Here is a 21224-nt window from a genome sequence, read left to right as displayed (position 1 = left end):
GTCCCCCCGCTGGGTCGGAATCCCGGACGGTGTGACGGCGGGGCTGCCGGAACGTCCCTCCGGGTGAAGGGCGCACGCACCCGGACCGCTGAGCCCGCGGGTGCGCTCGGCGGCGTCAGCGGAAGACCACCGCCGACGCGGCCCACTGGGCCGTGGTGGTGCCCGTGGCCGCGCAGGTCTGGGCCGCCGGTACCACCCGGTAGGCGGTGGTGAGCCGGTAGGACGAGAGCTGGAGCATCGGCAGCGGCGTCCACTCGGCGGTGAAGACCGGCGCGGACCCGGTGTTGGTGCCGACCGCGCCCACCATCAGGTCACCGGCGGCGCAGTCCAGCCGGGTCGAGCCGGTGCTGAAGGCCGTCCCGCCGTTATCCCCGTGGGCCTCGGCGGAGCCCACGGCCGCGCTGATGCCGCGGAACTCGTCCACGGCGATGTGGTACTTGCTCGCGTGCGGGTACGTGGCGTGCAGGGAGTCGGCCGTGCCGAGCGGGTGCGCCCCGAAGGCGGCCAGGACCAGCGTGCGGTGGCGGGCGGTGTCGGTCTCGTCGCCCACGATGCGGAACGTGTCCCCCTGCGTGTCGGTGACCGCGACCGGGCCGGGACAGGAGCTGGTCAGCATGACGGTGACCACCAGCGCGTCCCCCTCGCTGACCGGGGACAGCACGGGCAGCACCACGTCGGAGCCGGAGAGGATCTCCTGCCCGGAGGTGACCCGGCCCACCCAGGAGGGCGGTTCCTTCGCCGTACCGGCCCCTCCCGCGGCCGGAGCCCGCAAGGACGGGTGCGGGTTCGCGGTGGGCGGCGGGCAGGGCTGCTCCTCCACGGGGAACCCGGCCTTGGCCCCGGCCGGGGCGCCCCCGCCCAGCGCCAGCACCGCCCCCGCCCCGATGCCGGCCCCCAGCAGGAGGGTCGCCACATGCGCGGCGAGCCGCTGCCGCCAGGGCCACCACCGCGCCCCCGGCCGCCGGCCCGGCCCGGGGGCGGCAGGCTGCACGGCGGCCTGAGCACCGGCCCCGCCGGCCCCACCCCCCACTCCGGAACCGGCCACACCGACCGGCCCGATCGCACCACCGGGCCAACCCGAACCAGCCGCGCCGCCCGCAGCGCTCGGCCGGCCGGACCCGCCCGCTCCACCCGTAGCAACGCCTTCGCCGCGCCCGCCCGTACTGCCGGGCGCGCCCGGTCCAGCCGCAGTGCCCGACCCGGCCGTACCGGCGCCTTCGCCCGCCCCGCCCGGCTCCTGGGGCCCGGTCGGTGGCCGCTCGGCCTCCCGGGCCAGGCGCAACCGGGTCCAGTGCGCCTTCCATTGCGGCAGTGCCTCCTCCGCCACACCCAGCGCCCGCAGCAGCCCCGCCACCCGGTCCCACGGCGGCAGCCCCGGCCGGTCCGTCCGCAGCGCGTGCGCGATGGTGGACCGGGGCAGCCCCGAGCGCCGCTGCAACTCCCGCAGGGACAGCCCCTCCACCGCCTTGAGCGCCCGTAACTCCCCGATGAACTCCGCGACCGATTCCGGCCGCCCCGGCCCCCGCTCTTCCGCCTGCTCTTCCCGCGTCGTCATGCGTCCCCCGCTCCGTCCCCCTGGACCGGCCCGTCCCGAGGTGTCCCACGGCGGCCGGCTGGCCGGATCCTACGAGGCCGCGGCCCGGCCGGGGAACGGCTCCACCGGCCAACTCCGCCGCGCCGGGCGGCCCGTCCCGTCCCGAGCCGTCCAGGGTTGTCCCAGCACGTCGAAGGGGCTTGTCGGACACCGGCGCCGCTGCCGATGGTTGGCCCCGTCGCCGGACCCGGAGGACGGGCCCGGCAGTCGAGTCCCGACAGGAGACAGTCATGAAGCTCGCTCTCGGTCGCCGTGGCGCCATGGCCGCGACGGTCGCGGCCCTCACCGCCGGCGCGCTGGCCACGGGGATCACCACCGCCTCCGCCACCAGCGGATGGACCCGCCTGAGCACCTCGCACGGCGTGGGCGTCTACTCGTACCACTCCGGGTCGTCCTCGAAGGTCACCGCGGACCTGTTCAACGGGGACTACGTCGACATCGTGTGCTGGAAGCGCGGTGACAACATCAACAACCAGGGCAACGTCTGGTACTGGATCGACAACGAGTGGCACGTCAACGGCGGGTACTACAACCAGGCCGGCTGGGTGTACGCGCCCTACGTGGACGACTCCAACGCCTGGCGCACCGGCCTCACCGAGTGCAGCTTCGGCTGATCCGGCTCCGCGGGCGGTGGGCGGGACCGGCGCAACCGGCCCCGCCGCCCCTGCCGTCCGGGCTAGGCCGCGTCCTTCTGACGCAGGGAGGTGCGGACGCCGGTGACGACCACGGCGATCAGGCACAGGGCGATGATGCTCTCGGCCCACAGGAAGGCGAACCAGTCCAGCACGCAGCCGATCGGCGGTGTGCCCGGGGCGGTGTTGCGGAAGGCCGAGAGGGCGAACAGGGTGGCGGCCATCCAGGCGAGGGCGGGCCAGACCAGGCCCTCGCCCCGCGTCATCAGGTACCAGGTGCCGATGATCACGGACGCCGCCAGCGCCCACATCACCACCATCATGAACCCGACGAAGACCAGCAGACTGCCCGACCGGGCCACGGACAGCCCGAGGACGGCCTCCTGCCGGGCGGTCAGGGGTTCGGCGGTGACCGAGAACAGCGTGTCGTTGTTGGAGAACAGGATCCGTACCGGTACCTGCCTGCCGTCCATGACGGCGCGGAACTCGATGTCGGTCTTGTAGGTGTCGAACGGGTAGTCGCCGATCGAGCCGCCGGTGAGGGCGACCTGGACGTCCCTGGGCGTGAGCCGCTCGTGCGCCTTGAACGCCAGGTCGCCGAGGGTCGCCGCCGAGGTCTGCAGGCCCAGGCCGGCCACGGGGGCGGTGCCGTCCTCCTCGCCGAGGGCCCCGCGCGGGACGACCCGGACCCGGAGCACCAGCTCCCGGCCCGCGGCGTCGACGCGCTGGACGGTGGCCTCCACGTCCACCCGGTCCGCGGCGGTGGACCCGGCGGTGCGGACCCTGTCGCCGGCCTGCCGCTCCGAGAACTGCAGCCACGACCCGACGGCCACCGCCGCCACGATCAGGACCGCGATCGGGATCAGGACGGGGAGGAGCGACGTCCCGGAGCGGCGCGGGGGAGGAGGGTCCCAGGTGGCACTCATCGTGACTCCGGCGGCAGGAGGAGCGGAACAGGTTCGCCCGGCCAGCGAAACCTTTCGGCGGCCCCGCCGCCACCCGGGCGGCCCGGGCGGCCATCCCGCCGCCCCTTCCATCGCGCCACCCGGGCCGGGCCGCCGTGCCCCGCACGGGGAAGCCCCGCCCCGCCAGGGAAAACGATGCATGGACCACACATCTGATCGGTTACTCCTGTGCCGGCTGGGGCCCCGGCGCACCCGAGGTATCCACACAAGAGCCGCGATCCGGCCGATTCCCCCCTTCAGGCCCCGTCGCAACTTCGGAACGATGAGCTCCGCGACTCCCGGGCCACCGCTGCGAGCGGTGGCTTCCTGGCTGCCGAAACTAGAGGGGAAACACGCATGTCACCGCGCAGGATCCTGGCGATGATGACCGCGACCGCCGCGCTGGTCGCCGGCCCGGTACTTTCCGCCCATGCCTCCGCCTCACCCCAGAGCGCCTTCTCCGAGCAGGCCCGCGCCGCCGGGCTGACCGCCGCCCAGGCGGCCGGGCTCCAGCGGCGGGCCGACGCCATCCTCGCGTCCGACCCGCGGGCGCGCCAGATCTCCGCGAACAAGCTCGCCATCGCCGGCGGCGAACTCGTCCTCAAGGCCCCGGGCCAGACCGAGACCCGCGACCTCGCCGCCCCCGGCCAGGCACTGGCCTGCGCCAGCGGCCACCTGTGCATCAGGGACGGCCAGGGCAGCAACTACGACTACTACTACTGCGGCTACTACGACTTCAACGGGATCGGCGACGGCACGTTCAACAACAACCAGAGCACGGGCACCCGGGCCCGCTTCTACAACCAGAACGGCAGCGAGCGCTGGTCGAACGTGGCCAAGGACACCGGCACGGCCTCCTGGACCCCGGTCTACCACATCCGCCCCTGCTGACCCCTCCCCGAGCCGCCGCCCGGCGCCCCGCCCCCACCGGCGCGGGCCCGGGCGGCAGCGGCGCGCGCCCGCGCGGGCGGCGCGTTTCAGCGCGGGATCACCCAGTCCGGCATCCAGGTCCCTGCGGTGTCCCGCCCGCCCGCCGCTCCGGCGAGATGGGCGCGCAGGGCCGCCAGCCCCGGGTGGGGGTTGTCGCGGCGCCAGAGCAGCGCGTGCGGGTAGACCGGTGTCGGATCGGTCACCGGGATGCGGCGCAGACCGTGGCCGGCCGGCCAGACGAGCCGGGTCCGTTCGCTCATGAACGTGGCCAGGGCCGGGGTGTCGGCGATGGTGTCGAGGAGCGCGTCGGAGCCGAAATTGGGGCCCGTCGCCTCGATGGTGAGGCCGAAAGCGGCGACCAGGTCGTCGTAGTAGGCGGTCCACTCGGTGCCGGGGACCACGCCGGGCATCCAGATCCGGTGCCCGGCCAGCTGGGCGACGGTCACCGACCTGGCGCCCGCCAGGGCGTGGGCGGGCCCGGTGAGCAGCTGGAGCGGCTCGTCCAGCACCCGTACGGCTTCGACGTCCGCCGGAAGGGGGCGGCCGGGCGCGGTCACGGCGCGGAAGGACGCGTCGATCGCCCCGGAGCGGATGGCGGACACGGCCGCGTCGATCTCGAACAGCATTACCACGTCGAGCTCGACCTCGGGATGGGCGCGGTGGAACTCGCGCATCAGCCCCGTCGCCGCGCCCCGCGAGTTGATCACGTCGACCCGCAGCGGACGGTGGCCGGTGCTGACGGACGCCACCGCCCGCTCGGCGGTGCGCAGCAGCTCCCGGGCGTGCGGGAGGAAGGCCTGCCCGTCGATGGTGAGCTCGGCGCCGCGCGGCGTGCGGGTGAACAGCCGCACGCCGAGAGCACGCTCCAGGGCGGCGATGCGCTTGGAGACGGCCTGCTGGGTGACCGCCAGCTCGGCCGCGGCCTCCTGGAAGCGCCCCGCGTCGGCGGCGGCGACGAAGGTCCGTACGGCGTCGAGGTCCATGCCCTCAGCCTAGGTCCACAACCAGGGGTTGTGACCAGTCGGCCTCCCGGTTGTTTGATCCGCCGGTGCGAAGCCCGCTTTGATGCTCCGGAACGCCGATCGGTTGTGGTCGGTTGCAGCGGTCGCAGTCGGCTGTACGGGCAGGGGCAGGAGTGTCGGGGATGGGTAGTGGGCGGCTGCGGGGATTTCCGCGGGGTCACGGGCCGGGGAAGCCGTTCGGGTGGTTCTGGGGGGCGTACGGGGCCAGTGCGCTCGGGACCTGGCTCGCCTTCGGGGCCTTCCCCCTGATCGCCGTCCGGGTGCTGCACGCCGGGCCGGCCGAGGTGGCCGCGCTCTCGTCCGCCGGGGCCGCGGCGGGCGCGGCCGCGGCGGTGCCGCTGGGCCCGTGGGTGGAGTTCCGGCGCAAGCGGCCCGTGCTGATCGCGACGGACCTGGTGCGGTGCGCGGCACTGCTGACGGTGCCGGCCGCGTTCGTGCTCGGCGCGCTCACCTTCGTCCAGCTGCTGCTGGTCTCCGTCGTCGTCGCGGCGGCCGACATCACCTTCCGCGCCGCCTCCGGCGCCTACCTGAAGTCCCTGCTGCCGGCGCAGGACCTGCTCGCCGCCAACGCCCGGCTGGAGTCCACCTCCTGGACGACCACGATCATCGGGCCGCCGCTGGGCGGCGCCCTGACCGGGCTGCTCGGTCCGGTGGCGACGGTGGCGGCCGACGCGGCGAGCTACCTGCTGTCGGCCCTGGGCATCCGGGCGACGGGCCGGCACGAACCGCCGCCGCCCCGCCGCCCGGAGACCGGGCTCCCGCCGACCGGTGGCCTCCTCGAAGGCTGGCGGTTCGTCCTCGCCGACGCGGGCCTGCGTCCGCTGTTCCTCAACACCGCCCTGTTCAACGGCCTGGTGATGGCCACCTCGCCGCTGCTGACCGTCCTGATGCTCGGCCGGCTCGGATTCGAGCCCTGGCAGTACGGTCTCGCCTTCGCCCTGCCCTCGGTCGCCGGGCTCATCGGCTCGCGGCTGGCCCGGCCGCTGGTCACCCGGTACGGGCGGCACCGGGTCCTGACGGTGTCCGGATCCCTGCGCGCCCTCTGGTCCGTCGGCCTGGCCTTCGTGGGGCCGGGCACCGGGGGGCTGCTGCTGGTGATGGGCGTCGAGCTCGGGCTGATCCTGTGCTGCGGGGTCTTCAACCCCGTCTGCGCCACCTACCGGCTCGAACGCACCCCGTCCGACCGCGTCGCCCGCACGCTCTCCGCCTGGTCGGTGACGACGAAGGCCGCCACCGCCCTCCTGACGGCCGGCTGGGGCGCCCTGGGCACCCTCCTGGGCCCCCGCCAGGCCCTCGCCCTGGCCGGTGTCCTCCTCCTCACCACCCCGCTGCTGCTCCCGCGCTCCCCCGCTCCGGCTGCGGACCCGGGACCGGACGCCTCACCCGGGAACGGTGAACCTGACGCGGCGCCCCGCCCCGACGGCGCCAGCCCGGAGCGGGGCGCCGCCTCATCCGGGTGAAGCCGGAGCGGTTTCCTCCGTGGGGAGTTGTTCGGCGGCGCGGGCGATGTTGCGGGCCATGCCGCCGAAGACCACCGCGTGGAAGGGGCTGACCGACCACCAGTACAGGTGGCCGAGCAGCCCGCGCGGGTGGAAGAGGGCGCGCTGGCGGTAGCGCGAGCGGCCCGCGTGCTGCGGGTCGGGTTCGGCGTACATCTCCAGCCAGGCCAGCCCGGGTACCCGCATCTCCGCGCGCAGCCGCAGCAGCCGGCCCGGCTCGATCTCCTCGACCCGCCAGAAGTCCAGGGCGTCGCCCACCCGCAGCCGGCCGGCGTCCCGGCGGCCCCGGCGGATGCCGGCGCCCCCCGCCAGCCGGTCCAGCCAGCCGCGTACCGCCCAGGCGAGCGGGAAGGAGTACCAGCCGTGTTCCCCTCCGATGCCCTCCACCACCCGCCACAGGACCCCCGGCGGGGCCGCCACCGGGGCGGTGCGGTGGTCGGTGTACAGGCTGCCGCCCGCCCAGTCCGGGTCGGTGGGCAGGGGGTCGCTGGGTGCGCCGGGCAGGGAGGCGTTGGACCAGCGGGTGCTCACCCGCGCCTCGCGGACCCGCTGCAGGGCCAGGACCAGGGCCTGGTCGAAGGGGAGCGGGCCGCCCGGCGGATCCGGCACCCAGCGGGTGATGTCGTGCTCCGCGCACACCACTTCGTGGCGCAGCGACTCGGCCAGCGGCCGGGCCAGCGCCCGGGGCACGGGCGTGACCAGGCCGATCCAGAGGCTGGACAGACCAGGGCTGAGCATGGGCACGCGCAGGATGCGCCGGTGCGGGAGTCCGGCGACCTCGGCGTAACGGTGCATCATCTGCTCGTACGTCAGGACGTCGGGCCCGCCGATGTCGAAGGTCCGGCTCACCCCGGGCGGCATCGCGGCGCTCCCGACGAGGTAGCGCAGCACGTCGCGCACGGCGATGGGCTGCACCCGGGTGCCCACCCAGCTCGGCGCGATCATGACCGGCAGCCGTTCCGTCAGGTAGCGCAGCATCTCGAACGAGGCCGAGCCCGACCCGATGACCACGGCCGCCCGCAGCACCGTGCAGGGGACGCCGGACGCCAGCAGCACGGCGCCCACCTCGGCCCGGGAACGCAGGTGCGGGGAGAGCTCTTCGGGGGGCGGCCCGGACGGGGTGAGGCCGCCCAGGTAGACGATGCGCCGTACGCCGGCCAGCCGGGCCCGCTCGCCGAACAGGCGGGCGGCGACCCGGTCGCGCTCCTCGAAACCGGGCCCGCCGCCGAGGGCGTGCACCAGGTAGTAGGCGACGGCCACCCCGCCCAGCGCCCCGTCCAGCGAGTCCCCGTCGGTGACGTCACCGCGCACCACCTCGACGCGGCCGGCCCAGGGATGGTCGCGCAGCCGTTCCGGGGAGCGGGCCAGCGCCCGGACCCGGTAGCCGGCGTCGAGGAGTTCGGGCACCAGGCGGCCGCCGATGTAGCCGGTGGCACCGGTGACCAGGCACAGGTCGCCGGCCGGCTCCGTTCCCGTGGGCTGCGTACCCGCCGGGCTCGTCCCCTTGACCGTCATGGACTCGCTCCCGTCCCTCCTGCGGCGGTGCGCCCGCCGCCCCCTTCCGAGCCTGGACCCCGCGCGCCCCGGCCGCAACGCTGCTCCGCCGGGGGCGCCGTGACCTGGTGCGGAGGGGACGGGTTACGGTGTGCCTTTTCCAAGGGGGAGAAACAGCGATGTCGCAACACGCGGGGTGGGGACAGCACCACCCGGGACAGCCCGTACCGCCGTGGGGAGGATGGGCGCCGCGGCCGCCCCAGCCGGGCGTCATCCCGCTCGCGCCGCTCGGGACGGGCGATGTGATAGGCGGGGCCTTCAGGGCGTTCCGCAGTTACTGGAAGCCCCTGGTCGGCATCATCATGCTGGTCCAGGGCATCGGGTTCCTGCTGGTCGCCGTGGCCATCGGCATCACCGTCGCCGGGATCCGCCCCAGGTTCGCCGCGGTGTTCGACGTCCCGTCGGGCGAGCGCCCGGCGGGAGAGGACGTGGCGGCCCTGCTGCTGTATCTGGCGCCCGTCGTGGTGCTGTTGGTGCTCACCATGGTCCTGCTCGGCGGACTGATCACCTCGCTGGCTCCCGCGGTGATCCAGGAGGCGGTGCTCGGCCGCCCCGCGACCTTCGGGGCGATGTGGCGGCGCTGCTGGTCGCGGCTGCCGTCCGTGCTCGGGACCCTGCTGTGCACGGGGCTGCTCGCCGGCGGGCCGATGCTGGTCCTCTACGCCCTGTTCTTCTCGTGGCTGGTGACGTCCGGGGACCGGTGGGTCACGGCTCTGCCCGTCTTCATGATGATCGTGTTCCTGGTCGGGATGCCCGTGATGCTGTGGCTCACCGTCCGCTTCAGCCTGGCGCCCGCCGTCGCGGTGTGCGAGGGGCTGGGCCCGGTCGAGGCGATGCGGCGCTCCTCCCGTCTGGTCAGCGGCGGCTGGTGGCGTACGTTCGGCATCGCGGCGCTCGGAAACCTGCTGGGGGCGGCGGTCGGGTACGCCGTCCAGCTGCCGTTCGCCTTCCTCGGGATGTTCGCGCTCTTCCCCACCGTACTGGCGACGGGCGACGCGGCGGACCCGTCCACGCTGTTGTTCGGCATGGTCGTGTACGTGGCCTGCATACTGCTCGGCACGGCGGTCGGTGCGGTCTTCCAGCTCGGGTACCCGCAGCTGGTCCTGTCCCTGCTCTACGTCGACCAGCGCATCCGCAAGGAGAACCTCGCCGAGGCCCTGCTCGCCTCCGCCGCCGCGACGCCGCCGGCCGGTGCGTATCCCGCGGGTCCGCGATGAGTTCATGAGTTCATGAGTTCATGAGGCCGCGCCGGGCCTAGCACATTCGACCCCATCGGGTGCGAACCTCCGCGATGCCCGCCCGTGCCGGGGCCCGGCCTGACTACCGTGTGGGGACGGCCATGCCGCCCGGCGGCCGGGAAGGAGCGGGCCTGATGGGCACCGTGGTGGTGGGGTTCCGGCTCGGCTGGGACGCGAAGGGCCGGCAGGCGACGGTGGTGCTCACCCGGGCGGGCGTCCTGCACCACAGCATGGGCCTCCTCGGCCTGGCGGTGCGGCCCGCCCGGCCGCACGCCCCGGCGGCCCGGGACCCGCACCCGGTCCCGCGCCAGGCGGCGACCCTGCGCAGGCTGTACGCCGACCTGCTCCACCAGGGCTACACCCAGGAGCTGATCCCCCCGGCCTGCGTCCGCCTCGACACCGACGAACACCCCCTCCACCCGCGCCCGTGGGGCGAGCACGCGCCGCCGGCCCACCCGGGGCTGATCGCCGAGTTCACCGGCGCGGCCCCCTCGGGGCCGGGGTCGCTCGAGGACGCCCTGGCCGAGTTCTACACGGCGATCGGCCTGACCACCCGCCCGAAGACCCCCGCCCCCCGCCCGGAGACCGCCGTTGCGGTACCCCCGCCCGGCGTCCCTCCGGCGGTCCGTGAAGGCCTGCGCAGCCTGGCCGAGGGCCGCCCGCTGGCGTCCCGCCCCGGACGCGGCGCCGGCTGGACCGTCACGGGCACGGCCGTGCGCCTGCGCGTGGGCCGGGCCGGTGAAGACCTCACCCCCGGCGAAGTGGCCGAACTCCAGGCCGCCCTGACGGCCTGGCTCCGCCACCAGCGCCGCCCCGGGGCGGGTTCCGCGGCGCGGTGAATGCGGGTCCGGGCCGCGGGTAGGCGCGCACCCGCAAGGGGTCGGAACCAGGCTCGGGACAAGGGCGGTGAGGGCGTTGGAGCTGCGGGCGGTCGGCTGGGCGCATGCGTTCCCGGTGGCGAACGGGGCCCGTGCGGCCCGGGTGTGGACGGCCGGGCACCTGGAGTCCCTCGACTGGGCCCGGGACGACCCCGACACGGTGCACTCCGTCCTGCTCGCCGTGTCCGAGCTGGTGACCAACGCCCATGTGCACGCCGCGAGCACCGCGCACCTGGTCCTCACCTGGGACGGCCGCTGTCTGCACGTCAGCGTGGCGGACGCCGACCCGCACCTGCCGCGGCCCCGGGAGGCCGGCGAACGGGCCACGTCCGGGCGGGGCCTGGGCATCGTCGCCGCGCTCGCCGACACCTGGGACGTCCACCCGGGCGAGCACCGCAAGACGGTCACCGCGTGCTTCAGGCCGCCCGGCGGACGGGCGCGGCAGGGCGGCCCGCCGTGAGACGGGCCGCCCGGGGCGCCGGCGGAGGGGCGGGGCTCAGTCGTCGCGCAGCAGCTCTTCGCGCAGGGCGCCCAGGGTGCGGGTGAGCAGGCGGGAGACGTGCATCTGGGACATGCCGATCTCCTCGCCGATCTGCCGCTGCGTCATCTCCTGCCCGAAGCGCAGCTCCAGGATGCGCGTGGTGCGTTCGTCCAGCTCGGACAGGAGCGGCGCCAGGGAGTGCAGGTCCTCGACCGTCTCCAGTGCGTGGTCGGTGTCGCCCAGCGTCTCGGCGAGGGTGTGCGGGGACCGGGCGGCCGAGGGTGCCGGCTCGTCGGCGGTGCCCGCGGGGGCGTCGAGGGACTGGGCGGAGTAGCCGTTCGCCGCGACCAGGCCCTGGCGGACCTCTTCCTCGTCGAGGTCCAGGTGCTCGGCGAGTTCGGCGGGAGTGGGTGCGCGGCCCGTCGCGGCGGTCAGGTCCTCGGTGGACCTGGCCAGCTGCGTCCGCAGCTCCTGGAGCCGGCGCGGGACCCGTACGGCCCATGTGGTGTCGCGGAAGTGGCGTTTGATCTCGCCGGTGATGTACGGCAGGGCGAGGGTGGAGAACTGGGTGTTGCGGTCGAGCTCGTAGCGGTCGATGGCCTTGATCAGGCCGATGGTGCCGACCTGCACGATGTCCTCGTTCTCCGGGCCGCCTGGGCGGTCGCGGAACGGGCGGGCGGCGAAGTTCACCAGTGAGATGTTCATCTCGATCAGGGTGTTGCGGACGTACTGGTACTCGGGGCTGCCCTCGTCGAGGCTGCGCAGCCGTTCGAAGAACACCCGCGTCAGCTGACGGGCCTCGCCAGGATCCACCTCCCGGGGGCAGGGGACGTCCGGCAGGCCGTCGGGCACGGGGGTGTCCGCGGCGGCAGGTGCGGCCGTGGGAGCTGCGGCGGCTTCGGCAGCAGTGGCCGGTGTCGTCACCTCGGCAGTAGCCGTAAAGGTCATCGTCTGCGCTCCTTGGGCACGGGTGCTTGCGGTGCGTTCTCGGTCGTTCCGGTCAAGCGGAAGTCGGATTCCGCTCACCCTGAACCCTGCCCGCTGAAGCGGACACACGTCAAGGGATACCGGAAATTCATTTCTGGATTTGCCTTTCCTTCGTGGTCCCCCAAGAATGGCCGGGTGGAGAACGAGTACATGGGACCCCGCCGGAACCGCTGGACCTTCCTGACCAACCACGCCAGGGTCCTGATCGCCATCGCGCGCGACCCGGGCGTCCGCCTGCGCGACATCGCCGCCGTCTGCGGACTCACCGAACGCACCGTGCAGGCGATCGTGACGGACCTCCAGGCGGACGGGTACCTCACCCGCACCCGCGACGGCCGGCGCAACCGCTACGTCATCGCCCCCGGCGCGCGCTTCCGCCACCCGGCGGAGGCCGACCACGAGATCGCCGGCCTGCTCGCCTACCTCGCCGCCCCGCTGCCCGCCCCGGCGCTCCCGGCCCCCGCGGCGGCGGCCGTCGAAGCCCCCGCCGGCGCGGAACCCCACGCGACGGCGTGACCCCCGGGCGGGCGGCCGGACCCGGCCGCCCGCCCGCTACCCCGTCAGGCACCCTCGCCGAGCACGCCGCGGATCAGCCGCCGCTGGTCCTCGGAGAGATAGGGGTCCTGGAGGTCGACCGCCCGGCCGTCGACGGTGATCCGGTAGTGGTAGCCGTCAGGTGCGGGCGCGACGGCCCGGTGCGCCAGCTCCTCCCACTGCGGGGCGTCCCGGCGGCCCGAGGTGTCGAGCTCGCGCTCCTCCTCGCCCCCGGCGAAGCCCCCGGAGCGGGTCACGGTGATCAGCATGGTCCCTTCCTTCCTGGTCCGGCAGCACGCCGCCACGGGACCCGACCGGTCCCGCGCGGCGCGGGCGGTGCACAGCCCGCCACACCCCGCGGCTGCCCCCGAACGCCCCCATCTCCCGGCGGACCGGCCCGGAACACCCCGAATCGGCCGGAAAGCGCCGTCCGGTGGCCGACGGGCATGCACCACCGCCCGGGCGCACCGGGCGCACCGGGCGCACCGGGCGCACCGGGCACCCGTCCCGGCCGGGCCGGCCGTCGGTTTGCGGGGGGAGCGGCAGGGCACGCGCGGACCCATCGCGTACCTTCCGCCCCCGACACCTCCGAGGAGTCATGAACGGCGTTCTGAGACTGCTGACCGTCCTGGGCGGCTCCGTCCTGATCACCTTCGCGGCCGGCCGCCTCGCCGACCTGCTGCTCAGGCGCGCGGACGCCCGCCACCCCGAGACCCCCCTGTGGAGCCTGCTGCGCCGCTGCGTCCTGCCCCTGCGGCTCCTGCTGCTGGCCGCCCTGCTGCGCGGCTCGTACCGGCAGATCGCATGGCAGCCCCTGCGGACGCACGAGGCCGCCGTGGGCAGGACCCTGTCGCTGGTGACGATCGGCGCGGGCGCCTGGTGCGTCGTGCTCGTCACCTCGGCGGTGGTGGAGTCCTCGTACGCCCGCTACGCCGCCGGCACCCGCGACCCGTCGCGGCTGCGCCGCGTCCGCACCCAGGTGACCCTCATCATGAGGATCGTCACCGCCCTCGTCGCACTGGTCGCGGCGGCCGCGATGCTGCTCACCTTCCCCGACTTCCGGGCCGTCGGCACCTCGGTGCTGGCCTCCGCGGGCATCATCGGCATCGTCGCCGGTGTCGCCGCCCAGTCCACCCTCGGCAACCTCTTCGCCGGGTTCCAGATTGCCTTCGGCGACCTGGTGCGCATCGGCGACACCGTCGTCGTCGACGGGGAGTGGGGCGTGGTCGAGGAGGTCACCCTCACCTTCCTCGCCGTACGCACCTGGGACGAGCGCCGCATCACCATGCCCGTCTCCTACTTCACCGGCAAACCGTTCGAGAACTGGTCCCGCGGCGGGATCCAGATGACCGGCACCGTGTTCCTGCACTGCGACCACAGCGCCCCCGTGCCGCTGATCCGCGAACGGCTCAAGGAGATCCTCGACGGCTGCGAGGCCTGGGACGGACGCGGCTGGAACCTCGCGGTCACCGACACCACCCCCACCACCGTCGTCCTGCGGGCCATCGTCACCGCCAAGGACCCCGACGACCTGTGGACCGCCCGCTGCACGGTGCGCGAGCAACTCGTCGCCTGGATCGCCGAGAAGCACCCGTACGCCCTCCCGCGCGTCTCCACCTCCCCGGCCGTCCCCGCCCCGCAGGATCAGGCGGATTCCGCGCGGACGGAGGGGTTTCGCGCGCCGCGATGAGGCCAGACGAGGGGAAGGCGGACCCGGGAGGGCCGACGGACGCCACGGCGCACGCGGCGATCCGGTCCACCCCCCTCCCCCCGATCCACCCGATCCACCCGATCCACCCGATCCACCCGAATCCAGCCATCCGCCCCATCCACCCCGTCATGCGGGAAAGGAGTAGACCCATGTCGAACGTGTCACGGCTGCCGGGCCGAGCGGAGCACCACTGGGCATGGCAGGAACGCGCCGCCTGCCGCGACCTCGGACCGGACAGGTTCTTCCACCCGGCGGGGGAGCGCGGCGAGGACCGCGCCGAACGCGACGAGGCGGCCAGGGAGATATGCGCCCTGTGCCCGGTGCAGGTGGAGTGCCTGCGCCACGCCCTGCGGGTGCAGGAGCCCTACGGCGTGTGGGGCGGCCTGACCGAGGAGGAGCGCCGCCCGCTGTACGCCGGGGCGGCGGGGGCCAGGTAGGCGCGGTACCCGGGCTGCCCAGGCGGTTCGGGCAGCCGGTGCGGGGCCCAGTGGCGGGCCCACGCCGGCGGCCGCAGCCGCCCGGGCAGCAGCAGCGCCGTCGGCCTGGTGCCGGACAGGGCGACGAGTTCCCGGGCGGTGACGCTGCCGTCGTGGCCCCCGTACACCTGCCGGGCCGCGCATCCGGTGGCGTACGCGGCCCGCACCGCCTCCGTGCCGCTGAGCACGCACGGCGGGCGCACGCCCAGCCGGCGCAGCTCCGCCGCGACCGCCGAGAACGCCACCCGGTCGGCGCGACTGCGGTCCGCCGCGGCATCGGCGATCCCGGCCTGCAGGACCAGATGGGCCACCAGGGCGGCGCACAGGGCGCCCAGGGCGAGCGGCCGGCCCCGGCCCAGGGCGAACAGCCGTGACAGGCCCAGGGCGACGGGCACGGCGAGCAGCGCGTAGGCGGGCAGCAGGAAGCGCGGAGCCGCGTAGCCGACCATCAGCAGGTACGGCACGGCCAGGGACACCGCGACGCCGGTGGCCAGGGCGGCCGGCGCCCACCGGCCGCCGCGCCGGGCGGCGACGAGCCCGCCCGCGGTCAGCGGCGGCAGGGCGAACCACCACAGGGCCGTGACGGGCCGGGTCGACGGCACGTCGCACGGCCGGCACAGCGTCCGCCCGTCGAGGGAGCGCAACTGGTCGGTGAAGGCGGGGTTCCAGCCCAGACCGCCCTGGATCTCGCTCGCCCTCCGCAGCCGCGGCAGCAGCCCGCCGTAGTGCAGCTGCGCCTCGACGGCCCACTGCGCCCCGCCCGCGACGAGCCCGCCGACCAGGACCGTCACGAGCAGGGCCCGCCGCCGGGGCGCGAGGGCCGGTGTCGCGCAGAGCAGGGGCAGCACCAGCCACACCGCGTCACCCGGCCGCATGAGCGCCGTGAACGCGACCCCCGCGACGATCCCGGCCGGCGCGAGGCGGTCCGCCGGATCGCGGGCCGCCCGGAGGAAGCAGCCGACGGTGAACAGCGCCCCGAAGGCCACCCACAGGTTGGGCATGGCCTGCGGACCGTAGAACAGGGTCGTCCACAACCCGGCGAACAGCCCGCCCGCCAGGGCGAGCACGCGAACGGGAAGCAGCGGCCGCCACACCCACAGCGAGAGCAGCAGCCCGCCCGCCGCCAGTACCGCCAGCCAGACCCGCAGCACCGGCACGGAGGAGGTGACCGCGGCGACGGGGGCCACCAGCCAGGTGATCCCGCGGGCGCGAGGGGCGCTGAAGAAGGCGGCCGGCGCCCGGCCGGACACCTGGCTGACGTACACCGTCTCGTCCCATCCCAGCCCGGTGCCCGGCACGACCAGCAGGAGCTGGCAGAGGGCGTACCCGGCGGCGACCGCCCCCAGCAGGCGCAGGTCCCGGAGCACGGCGGAGAGGGGAGCGGGCGGCTCGGCGAGGGTGCGGCGGGGCATCGGCGTACCACCCTCCGGGGCCAAGGGGCGTGGGCCCACCACCCTGCCCGGCCCGGACCGGCCCCGCCATCCGGCGCGGCAGCCGGCCGAATCGGCCGAACCGGCCGGAGGCGGCCGTACCGCCCGGAGGCGGCCGTACCGCCCGGAGGCGGCGAGGCGGCGAGGCGGCCGTGACGGTCAGGGCTCGGAGGCGTTCCGGTAGGCCCGGCCCGGTTCCGGGCGGCGGGGAGCGAACAGCTGAGAGACCGTCACGGGTGTCAGGCCGCGCCTGCGCAGCCCGTCGATGACGGCCGGGACGGCGGGCACCGTCCCGGGGTAGACGTCGTGCAGCAGGATGATCCCGTCGCGCTGCGCGCCCTGGAGCACCCGGTCGGCGATCACCCGGGGGTCGTGGTCGCGGTAGTCCTTCGCGGTCACGCTCCACAGGATCTCCGCGAGCCCGAGGGAGCGGCAGACCTCGGCCACCCGCGCGTCGGTCAGGCCCCGGGGCGGACGCATCAGGGTGGGGGTCCGGCCGGTGAGTTCCCTGACCCGGTCCTGGACGAGGACCAGCTCGCGGCGGATCCCCTGCGGCGAGGCCGAGGGCAGCAGGGCGTGCGTCCAGGTGTGGTTGCCCAGTTCGTGCCCCTCGACGGCCTCCCTCCGGACGAGTCCGGGACGGGCCTCGATGTTCTTGCCGAGCAGGAAGAACGTCGCGTGGACGTCCTTCGCCCGCAGCACGTCCAGCAGCTTCGCCGTGTCCGGCCCCGGCCCCGCGTCGAAGGTCAGGGCGACGCACGCGGTCCTGCGGCAGTCGACGGGCGCCGGCCGGGCGGGAACCGGTGGCCCCGTCGTGCCCACGGGGGAGCGGGGCGCCGGCTCGGCGGCCCGGGGGACCGGGGCGGGCGGCGCGCCGCCGCAGGCCCCCATCAGCAGGGCCGCGGCCAGACCGGTCAACGACCGTACGAGCCGTCCGGGACGGCGGGCTCCGCCACGGGAACCACGACGGGATTCGCTACGGGCTTCGCTACGGGAACCACTACGGGAATCGCTCACTGCCCATCCGTACCCGCCCCGTACGGCCCCCGCTGGACGCCGTACGGGGGACGTCCGCCGCGTGATCACGGCCGCCGACGGGGAAGAGGCGAAAGTATGCCCGACCTCGCACGGCCCTTCCGTCCCCTCCGCCGCCTCCCGCGCCGCCTGGCCGCCAGACGGCGGGACCCCGTGGTGGTGCAGAGCGTACGGTCCACCGGGGCCGCGGTCCTCTCGTACGTGGTCGCACTGCGGCTCAGCAACGAGCCCGCGCCGCTGACGGCCCCGCTCACCGCCCTGCTCGTCGTCCAGGTCACCCTGTACTCCACGCTCACCACCGGGGTGCGCCGCGTGAACTCGGTCGTGGCCGGGGTGCTGGTGGCGATCGGGTTCAGCGTGCTCGTCGGACTCACCTGGTGGAGCCTCGGGCTGGTCATCCTGGCCTCGCTGGTCGTCGGGCACCTGGTCAGGGTGGACGAGTTCATCCCCGAGGTGGCGATCAGCGCGATGCTCGTCCTCGGAGTCACCCGGGTGGCCGACACGGCCTGGGACCGGGTGCTGGAGACGCTGATCGGCGCGGTGGTCGGACTGGCCTTCAACCTCCTGTTCGCCCCGCCCGTCTGGGTGGAGCCCGCCAGCCGGGCGATCGACGACCTCGCCGCCCGCATGGCCGCGCTGATGAACGGCATGGCCGACGAACTCACCGGGCGCACCACCGTCGCCGAGGCCGCGACCCGGCTGCACGAGGCCCGCCGGCTCGACAACGACATCGCCGGGGTGGACGCCGCGCTGCGCCAGGCGGAGGACAGCCTGCGCATGAACCCCCGCGTACGGGAGGGGCTGATGTTCCGGCTGGTCCTGCGCACGGGCCTGGACACGCTGGAGATCTGCGCGGTCGTGCTGCGCGTCTCGGCCCGGGCGCTCACCGACCTGGCGAAGGCCCGCACGGACGAGCCGCTGTTCTCCCCGCCGGTGACCCGCGCCCTGCAGGACCTGTTCGGGCACATGGCGCTCGCCGTCCACAGCTTCTCCCGGCTGATCACCGCCCAGGTCACCGCCAACGCCGAGGAGCAGGAGGACCGGCTCGCCCGCGAACTGCGCATGGCGCGCGAGGCCCGCGACCTGCTGGCCGGCCTGCTGCTGGAGCAGCTGCGCACCGCACCGGGGCAGTGGCAGCTGCACGGCGCCCTGCTCGCCGACGTCGACCGGGTGCTGGACGAACTCGACGTGGACAAGCGCTCCCAGCGCCTCATGGAGGAACTGGACCGCCACTCCCGCCTCCGCCGCGAGGGCGGCACCCGGGTGCACCGCGCCCTGCGCCGGGCACGCGGGGTCAGCGGTCCTTGAGGAGCGCGCAGGCGAAGTCCTCCTGGACCGGGCGCAGCCGGGGAAGTTGGCGGTGTGGCCGTAGAGGACGCCGCACCGGGTCGTGTACTGGGAGATCGCCAGCCCGGCGGCGTTGTTGCCGGGTCCCGCGGGTTCGCAGGAGTCGCCGGGGCGGAAGGCCAGCTGGTCCTTGCGGGTCTTCTCCGGCAGCAGGGCGGGGCCGCCGTACGCCCGGATGAAGGCGGCCAGTTCCCGGGGGGTGGAGACCATGCCGCCGGAGGCCCACACCCCCGAGGCGCTGATGGCCTCGCTGACGTCCTCGGGTTGGGCGGGCGCAGCCGGCCGACGGCGCGCAGGGCCGGGAGCCGGTCGGCAGACACGGGCTTCCCCGCGCCGGGCGTGTCGCGCCCCCGTCCGGATCCGGAAGGCAGGGCTCGGGAAAGCGGGTCCGGCGGCCCCGCCGACGCCGGCCGGGCGGGTGGGCGCGGTCCGCGGCAGAGCAGGCCGAACCCCCGGGACCACCCCCGGCAGGGCGGCGTCACGCGCGCTCCCGGGCGGTTCCCCGGCCGTGATGTGCCGCCCGAGCCCGCGCAGGACCGCGCGGTGCGTGCCGGCGGCGGTCCCGGCGAGGAGCGCCGGCGGCGGGGGAGGGGCGGAGCCCGAGGCGTCCGCGGGGTGCGGCGGGTGCCCGGTCAGGGCCGCCGCCAGGGAGGCCGCTCGCGGCGCCCCATCGGCGAACCGGGCGCCACAGCGGCCGGAGCGGCCCGGTGCCCCGGGGGTCGGGGGCTACGAGAGCGGTACCCCGGCGCGCAGGAACCAGAGCCCGCCCAGCCGGCCGTCCTTGTCGAACGTGACGCGGAACTCACCGGGCTGCTTCGCCATCCGCAGGGGCACGCTCACCACCGTCCCGGCCGCCACCACGGTCTGGCGGGGCTCCCCGTGCGACAGGTAGCGCCCGAACTCGAGCTGGTAGGCGTCCCAGGACTTGCGCAGCGCCTCCGGGGACACCTGCCCGCGCAGCGCCGTGTCGAACCGGGCCCAGACGGCGTCGAAGTCCCCGCGCACCACCTCGTCGAGCGTGTCGAGGGCCGGCTGGGTGAAGGAGTCGCGGGCGGGCACCGTCACCTCCGGGGCGGACGCGACGGGGCGCGCCGGCGCCACCGCCGCGGCGGAGCCGTCCGCGACGACGCACAACGCCGCCGCGGCGGCCACGGCGGCGACCGCGCTCCGGACGGACACGATCCTGTGACGGGTCACGGCCATGGCCTGCTCCTTCCGCGCAGTACGGCGAGGGCGGCGGGAGCGCCGCGGCGCGCGGCCCTCTCCGCCACCCTTTCAGGCTAGGACGCCCCCGAACCGCCCGCACGCCGGCCCGGGACCGCCCGCGCACCGGCCCCGAACCGCCCGCGCATCGGCCGGGGACCGTCCGCGCATCGCCCCCGAACTGCCCGCGCATCGGCCCGGGACCGCCCGCGCATCGGTCCCGAACTGCCCGCGCATCGGCCCGGGACCGCCTGCGCATTGGCCCGGAACCGGCCGCGCATCGGCCGGGGACTGCCTGCGCATTGGCCCCGAACTGCCCGCGCATCGGCCCGGGGATCGTGCGCGCATCGCCCCCGAACTGCCCGCGCATTGCCCCCGAACCGCCCGCGCACCGGCCCCGACCGCCCGCGCATCGGTCCCGAACTGCCCGCGCATCGGCCGGGGACTGCCTGCGCATTGGCCCCGAACTGCCCGCGCATCGGCCGGGGACCGTCCGCGCACCGGCCCCGACCGCCCGCGCATCGGTCCCGAACTGCCCGCGCATCGGCCGGGGACTGCCTGCGCATTGGCCCCGAACTGCCCGCGCATCGGCCGGGGACCGTCCGCGCACCGGCCCCGAACCGCCCGCGCATCGCCCCCGAACCGCCCGCGCACCGGCCCCGGACCGCCCGGGCGTCGTGCCGGGACCCCGGCCCGGGAGGTGGCGACGCCCCTCACGTGCCGCGCAGTTGCAGCAGGTACGCCGCCGTGCGGGCGACGGTGGGGTCCTCGTCCCGGGACAGGTCCGACAGGCCCCGCGCCGCCGCCCCTCCCGGGATGCCGGCGAGGGCCTGCACCAGCCGAAGCCGGGCGGGCGCTGCGGCCGGGCCGTGACCGAGGCGGTCGAGGAGCCCGGCGGCGATCCGGTCCGCCGACGCCGGATCACCGGCCAGCGCGCCCAACGCATCGGCGGCGTCCACGTCGTTCGCCCCCTCGACGACCATGTCGGTGAGCGCCGGGACGGCCCGCGCCACCCCCCGTAGCCCCAGTGCCAGGGCCGCGGCCCGGCGCACCCCGGCGTCGCCGTCCTTCAGCCCCTCCTCCAGCAGCGCGGTCGCCTCCGGGACGGGGAGCTCCGCGAGGGCCCGTACGGCGCGTCCCCTCACCTCCGCCGCCGCCGACCGCAGACCCTCCGCGAGCGGCCCGACCGCGGCGCCGCCGGCCCGGGCCAGCGCCCACCGCAGGGCGCCGGCGACATTCGGCTCCGTCTCGCCCAACGCCGCCTCGGCCAGGGCCTCCACCGGCGCCGGGCCCCCGTCGGCCGCGCCCAGGGCGGCCCGCTGGCGCTCCCCGGCGCTGGGCGACCGGAGGGCCTGCAGGAGCGCGACGGCCCGCAGCACCTCGTCCCAGCCGGCGGGCTCCGCCGCACCGATCCGCTCGAGGCGCGTCAGCAGCCGGGTCTCGGCCGCGATCCGCTCGCGCAGCTGCCCGGCCAGGTCGTCGATGAGCCCGGCGGGAGTGAAACCCGGATCGTCCAGCGCCCGCGCGACGTCGCGCAGCCCGAGGCCCAGCGACCGCAGGCTCTCGATGTGGAAGATCCGCCGGACGTCCTCGCCGGAGTACTCCCGGTAGCCCGTGCCGGAACGGCCGGCCGGCCGCAGCAGGCCAAGTGACTCGTAGTGCCGGAGCATCCGGGCGCTGACCCCCGACCGCCGTGCCACCTCACCGATCAGCACTGCCCGTCCACTCC

20 protein-coding genes are annotated in these 21224 nt (G+C 75.5%); 10 read left to right on the top strand and 10 right to left on the bottom strand.

From position 1 onward, the window contains the following. Window positions 1–115 precede the first annotated feature (115 nt). The gene (locus tag BX286_RS02395) at window positions 116–1555 is read right to left on the bottom strand and encodes a helix-turn-helix transcriptional regulator (protein WP_121014431.1); all 1440 of its coding nucleotides are present in this window, start codon (window positions 1553–1555) and stop codon (window positions 116–118) included. A 269-nt stretch (window positions 1556–1824) separates the two neighbouring features. Between BX286_RS02395 and BX286_RS02390 the strand changes: the two genes are divergently transcribed. After that, window positions 1825–2208: a hypothetical protein gene (locus tag BX286_RS02390; RefSeq protein ID WP_121014430.1), complete on the top strand. Its 384-nt coding sequence runs from the start codon at window positions 1825–1827 to the stop codon at window positions 2206–2208. A 62-nt stretch (window positions 2209–2270) separates the two neighbouring features. On the opposite strand, the gene BX286_RS02385 is transcribed toward BX286_RS02390, so the two are convergent. Next, the gene (locus BX286_RS02385) at window positions 2271–3152 is read right to left on the bottom strand and encodes a DUF4436 family protein (RefSeq protein ID WP_121014429.1); all 882 of its coding nucleotides are present in this window, start codon (window positions 3150–3152) and stop codon (window positions 2271–2273) included. A gap of 375 nt (window positions 3153–3527) precedes the next feature. Here BX286_RS02385 and BX286_RS02380 point away from each other — a divergent pair, with 375 nt between their 5' ends. Beyond that, entirely contained in the window at window positions 3528–4061 is a 534-nt protein-coding gene (locus BX286_RS02380) for a hypothetical protein (protein WP_121014428.1), read from the top strand. A gap of 86 nt (window positions 4062–4147) precedes the next feature. On the opposite strand, the gene BX286_RS02375 is transcribed toward BX286_RS02380, so the two are convergent. Beyond that, window positions 4148–5083, bottom strand: a complete 936-nt coding sequence (locus BX286_RS02375; RefSeq protein ID WP_079431148.1) for a LysR family transcriptional regulator — start codon at window positions 5081–5083, stop codon at window positions 4148–4150. A gap of 161 nt (window positions 5084–5244) precedes the next feature. Between BX286_RS02375 and BX286_RS02370 the strand changes: the two genes are divergently transcribed. After that, the gene (locus tag BX286_RS02370) at window positions 5245–6582 is read left to right on the top strand and encodes an MFS transporter (RefSeq protein WP_079431149.1); all 1338 of its coding nucleotides are present in this window, start codon (window positions 5245–5247) and stop codon (window positions 6580–6582) included. Here BX286_RS02370 and BX286_RS02365 read toward each other — a convergent pair. Then, a complete protein-coding gene (locus BX286_RS02365) occupies window positions 6571–8136 on the bottom strand; it encodes an SDR family oxidoreductase (RefSeq protein WP_261993313.1) in 1566 nt (521 codons plus the stop codon). The genes BX286_RS02370 and BX286_RS02365 overlap by 12 nt on opposite strands. A 158-nt stretch (window positions 8137–8294) precedes the next feature. Here BX286_RS02365 and BX286_RS02360 point away from each other — a divergent pair, with 158 nt between their 5' ends. From BX286_RS02360 to BX286_RS02350, 3 genes are all read left to right on the top strand, one after another. Next, on the top strand, window positions 8295–9392 hold the full coding sequence (locus BX286_RS02360; protein ID WP_148710245.1) for a hypothetical protein: 1098 nt from the start codon (window positions 8295–8297) through the stop codon (window positions 9390–9392). Window positions 9393–9547: 155 nt separating this feature from the next. Then, window positions 9548–10252: a hypothetical protein gene (locus tag BX286_RS02355; protein WP_121014426.1), complete on the top strand. Its 705-nt coding sequence runs from the start codon at window positions 9548–9550 to the stop codon at window positions 10250–10252. Between the two features lie 67 nt (window positions 10253–10319). Continuing rightward, entirely contained in the window at window positions 10320–10751 is a 432-nt protein-coding gene (locus BX286_RS02350; RefSeq protein WP_237293207.1) for an ATP-binding protein, read from the top strand. A 36-nt stretch (window positions 10752–10787) separates the two neighbouring features. Here BX286_RS02350 and BX286_RS02345 read toward each other — a convergent pair whose 3' ends face one another. Continuing rightward, window positions 10788–11720, bottom strand: coding sequence for a SigB/SigF/SigG family RNA polymerase sigma factor (locus BX286_RS02345; RefSeq protein ID WP_079431153.1), 933 nt, complete (start codon window positions 11718–11720; stop codon window positions 10788–10790). A 189-nt stretch (window positions 11721–11909) separates the two neighbouring features. Between BX286_RS02345 and BX286_RS02340 the strand changes: the two genes are divergently transcribed. Further along, window positions 11910–12275 (top strand): helix-turn-helix domain-containing protein, encoded by a 366-nt coding sequence (locus BX286_RS02340; protein WP_079432141.1) that lies wholly within the window; start codon window positions 11910–11912, stop codon window positions 12273–12275. A gap of 44 nt (window positions 12276–12319) precedes the next feature. Here the strand turns inward: BX286_RS02340 and BX286_RS02335 are convergent, their stop codons facing one another. Then, window positions 12320–12562 (bottom strand): protealysin inhibitor emfourin, encoded by a 243-nt coding sequence (locus BX286_RS02335; protein WP_079431154.1) that lies wholly within the window; start codon window positions 12560–12562, stop codon window positions 12320–12322. Between the two features lie 329 nt (window positions 12563–12891). On the opposite strand from BX286_RS02335, the gene BX286_RS02330 reads away from it, so the two are divergent. Beyond that, window positions 12892–13983, top strand: a complete 1092-nt coding sequence (locus BX286_RS02330) for a mechanosensitive ion channel family protein (RefSeq protein WP_121014425.1) — start codon at window positions 12892–12894, stop codon at window positions 13981–13983. Between the two features lie 170 nt (window positions 13984–14153). After that, the gene (locus tag BX286_RS02325) at window positions 14154–14441 is read left to right on the top strand and encodes a WhiB family transcriptional regulator (protein ID WP_045947434.1); all 288 of its coding nucleotides are present in this window, start codon (window positions 14154–14156) and stop codon (window positions 14439–14441) included. Here BX286_RS02325 and BX286_RS02320 read toward each other — a convergent pair. Both BX286_RS02320 and BX286_RS02315 read right to left on the bottom strand, forming a co-directional pair. Beyond that, a complete protein-coding gene (locus tag BX286_RS02320) occupies window positions 14369–15892 on the bottom strand; it encodes a hypothetical protein (RefSeq protein WP_261993312.1) in 1524 nt (507 codons plus the stop codon). The two genes, BX286_RS02325 and BX286_RS02320, sit on opposite strands and share 73 nt — an antisense overlap. A 177-nt stretch (window positions 15893–16069) precedes the next feature. Then, window positions 16070–16828 (bottom strand): polysaccharide deacetylase family protein, encoded by a 759-nt coding sequence (locus BX286_RS02315; protein ID WP_261993311.1) that lies wholly within the window; start codon window positions 16826–16828, stop codon window positions 16070–16072. A 195-nt stretch (window positions 16829–17023) separates the two neighbouring features. On the opposite strand from BX286_RS02315, the gene BX286_RS02310 reads away from it, so the two are divergent. Continuing rightward, complete coding sequence (locus tag BX286_RS02310; RefSeq protein WP_079431156.1) at window positions 17024–18253, top strand: aromatic acid exporter family protein; 1230 nt, start codon at window positions 17024–17026, stop codon at window positions 18251–18253. A gap of 765 nt (window positions 18254–19018) precedes the next feature. Here the strand turns inward: BX286_RS02310 and BX286_RS02305 are convergent. Beyond that, the gene (locus BX286_RS02305) at window positions 19019–19495 is read right to left on the bottom strand and encodes a DUF3887 domain-containing protein (RefSeq protein WP_121014424.1); all 477 of its coding nucleotides are present in this window, start codon (window positions 19493–19495) and stop codon (window positions 19019–19021) included. A 713-nt stretch (window positions 19496–20208) separates the two neighbouring features. Further along, entirely contained in the window at window positions 20209–21210 is a 1002-nt protein-coding gene (locus tag BX286_RS02300; RefSeq protein ID WP_121014423.1) for a HEAT repeat domain-containing protein, read from the bottom strand. Window positions 21211–21224: the final 14 nt, after the last annotated feature.

Source organism: Streptomyces sp. 3211.6, assembly GCF_003634815.1.
Taxonomy (GTDB): Bacteria; Actinomycetota; Actinomycetes; order Streptomycetales; family Streptomycetaceae; genus Streptomyces; species Streptomyces katrae_A.
The sequence above is the reverse complement of the archived record's forward strand: the minus strand, read 5'-3'. Positions and strand labels throughout refer to the sequence as shown.

What these genes read in the sequence shown, in the direction of transcription:
- BX286_RS02355 (WP_121014426.1), top strand. Translation starts at nt 9,548, where the DNA reads ATGGGCACCGTGGTGGTGGGGTTCCGGCTCGGCTGGGACGCGAAGGGC.
- BX286_RS02345 (WP_079431153.1), bottom strand. Translation starts at nt 11,720, where the DNA reads ATGACCTTTACGGCTACTGCCGAGGTGACGACACCGGCCACTGCTGCC.
- BX286_RS02340 (WP_079432141.1), top strand. Translation starts at nt 11,910, where the DNA reads ATGGGACCCCGCCGGAACCGCTGGACCTTCCTGACCAACCACGCCAGG.
- BX286_RS02360 (WP_148710245.1), top strand. Translation starts at nt 8,295, where the DNA reads ATGTCGCAACACGCGGGGTGGGGACAGCACCACCCGGGACAGCCCGTA.
- BX286_RS02365 (WP_261993313.1), bottom strand. Translation starts at nt 8,136, where the DNA reads ATGACGGTCAAGGGGACGAGCCCGGCGGGTACGCAGCCCACGGGAACG.
- BX286_RS02320 (WP_261993312.1), bottom strand. Translation starts at nt 15,892, where the DNA reads ATGCCCCGCCGCACCCTCGCCGAGCCGCCCGCTCCCCTCTCCGCCGTG.
- BX286_RS02385 (WP_121014429.1), bottom strand. Translation starts at nt 3,152, where the DNA reads ATGAGTGCCACCTGGGACCCTCCTCCCCCGCGCCGCTCCGGGACGTCG.
- BX286_RS02305 (WP_121014424.1), bottom strand. Translation starts at nt 19,495, where the DNA reads ATGGCCGTGACCCGTCACAGGATCGTGTCCGTCCGGAGCGCGGTCGCC.
- BX286_RS02380 (WP_121014428.1), top strand. Translation starts at nt 3,528, where the DNA reads ATGTCACCGCGCAGGATCCTGGCGATGATGACCGCGACCGCCGCGCTG.
- BX286_RS02335 (WP_079431154.1), bottom strand. Translation starts at nt 12,562, where the DNA reads ATGCTGATCACCGTGACCCGCTCCGGGGGCTTCGCCGGGGGCGAGGAG.
- BX286_RS02390 (WP_121014430.1), top strand. Translation starts at nt 1,825, where the DNA reads ATGAAGCTCGCTCTCGGTCGCCGTGGCGCCATGGCCGCGACGGTCGCG.
- BX286_RS02325 (WP_045947434.1), top strand. Translation starts at nt 14,154, where the DNA reads ATGTCGAACGTGTCACGGCTGCCGGGCCGAGCGGAGCACCACTGGGCA.
- BX286_RS02310 (WP_079431156.1), top strand. Translation starts at nt 17,024, where the DNA reads ATGCCCGACCTCGCACGGCCCTTCCGTCCCCTCCGCCGCCTCCCGCGC.
- BX286_RS02330 (WP_121014425.1), top strand. Translation starts at nt 12,892, where the DNA reads ATGAACGGCGTTCTGAGACTGCTGACCGTCCTGGGCGGCTCCGTCCTG.
- BX286_RS02370 (WP_079431149.1), top strand. Translation starts at nt 5,245, where the DNA reads ATGGGTAGTGGGCGGCTGCGGGGATTTCCGCGGGGTCACGGGCCGGGG.
- BX286_RS02375 (WP_079431148.1), bottom strand. Translation starts at nt 5,083, where the DNA reads ATGGACCTCGACGCCGTACGGACCTTCGTCGCCGCCGCCGACGCGGGG.
- BX286_RS02395 (WP_121014431.1), bottom strand. Translation starts at nt 1,555, where the DNA reads ATGACGACGCGGGAAGAGCAGGCGGAAGAGCGGGGGCCGGGGCGGCCG.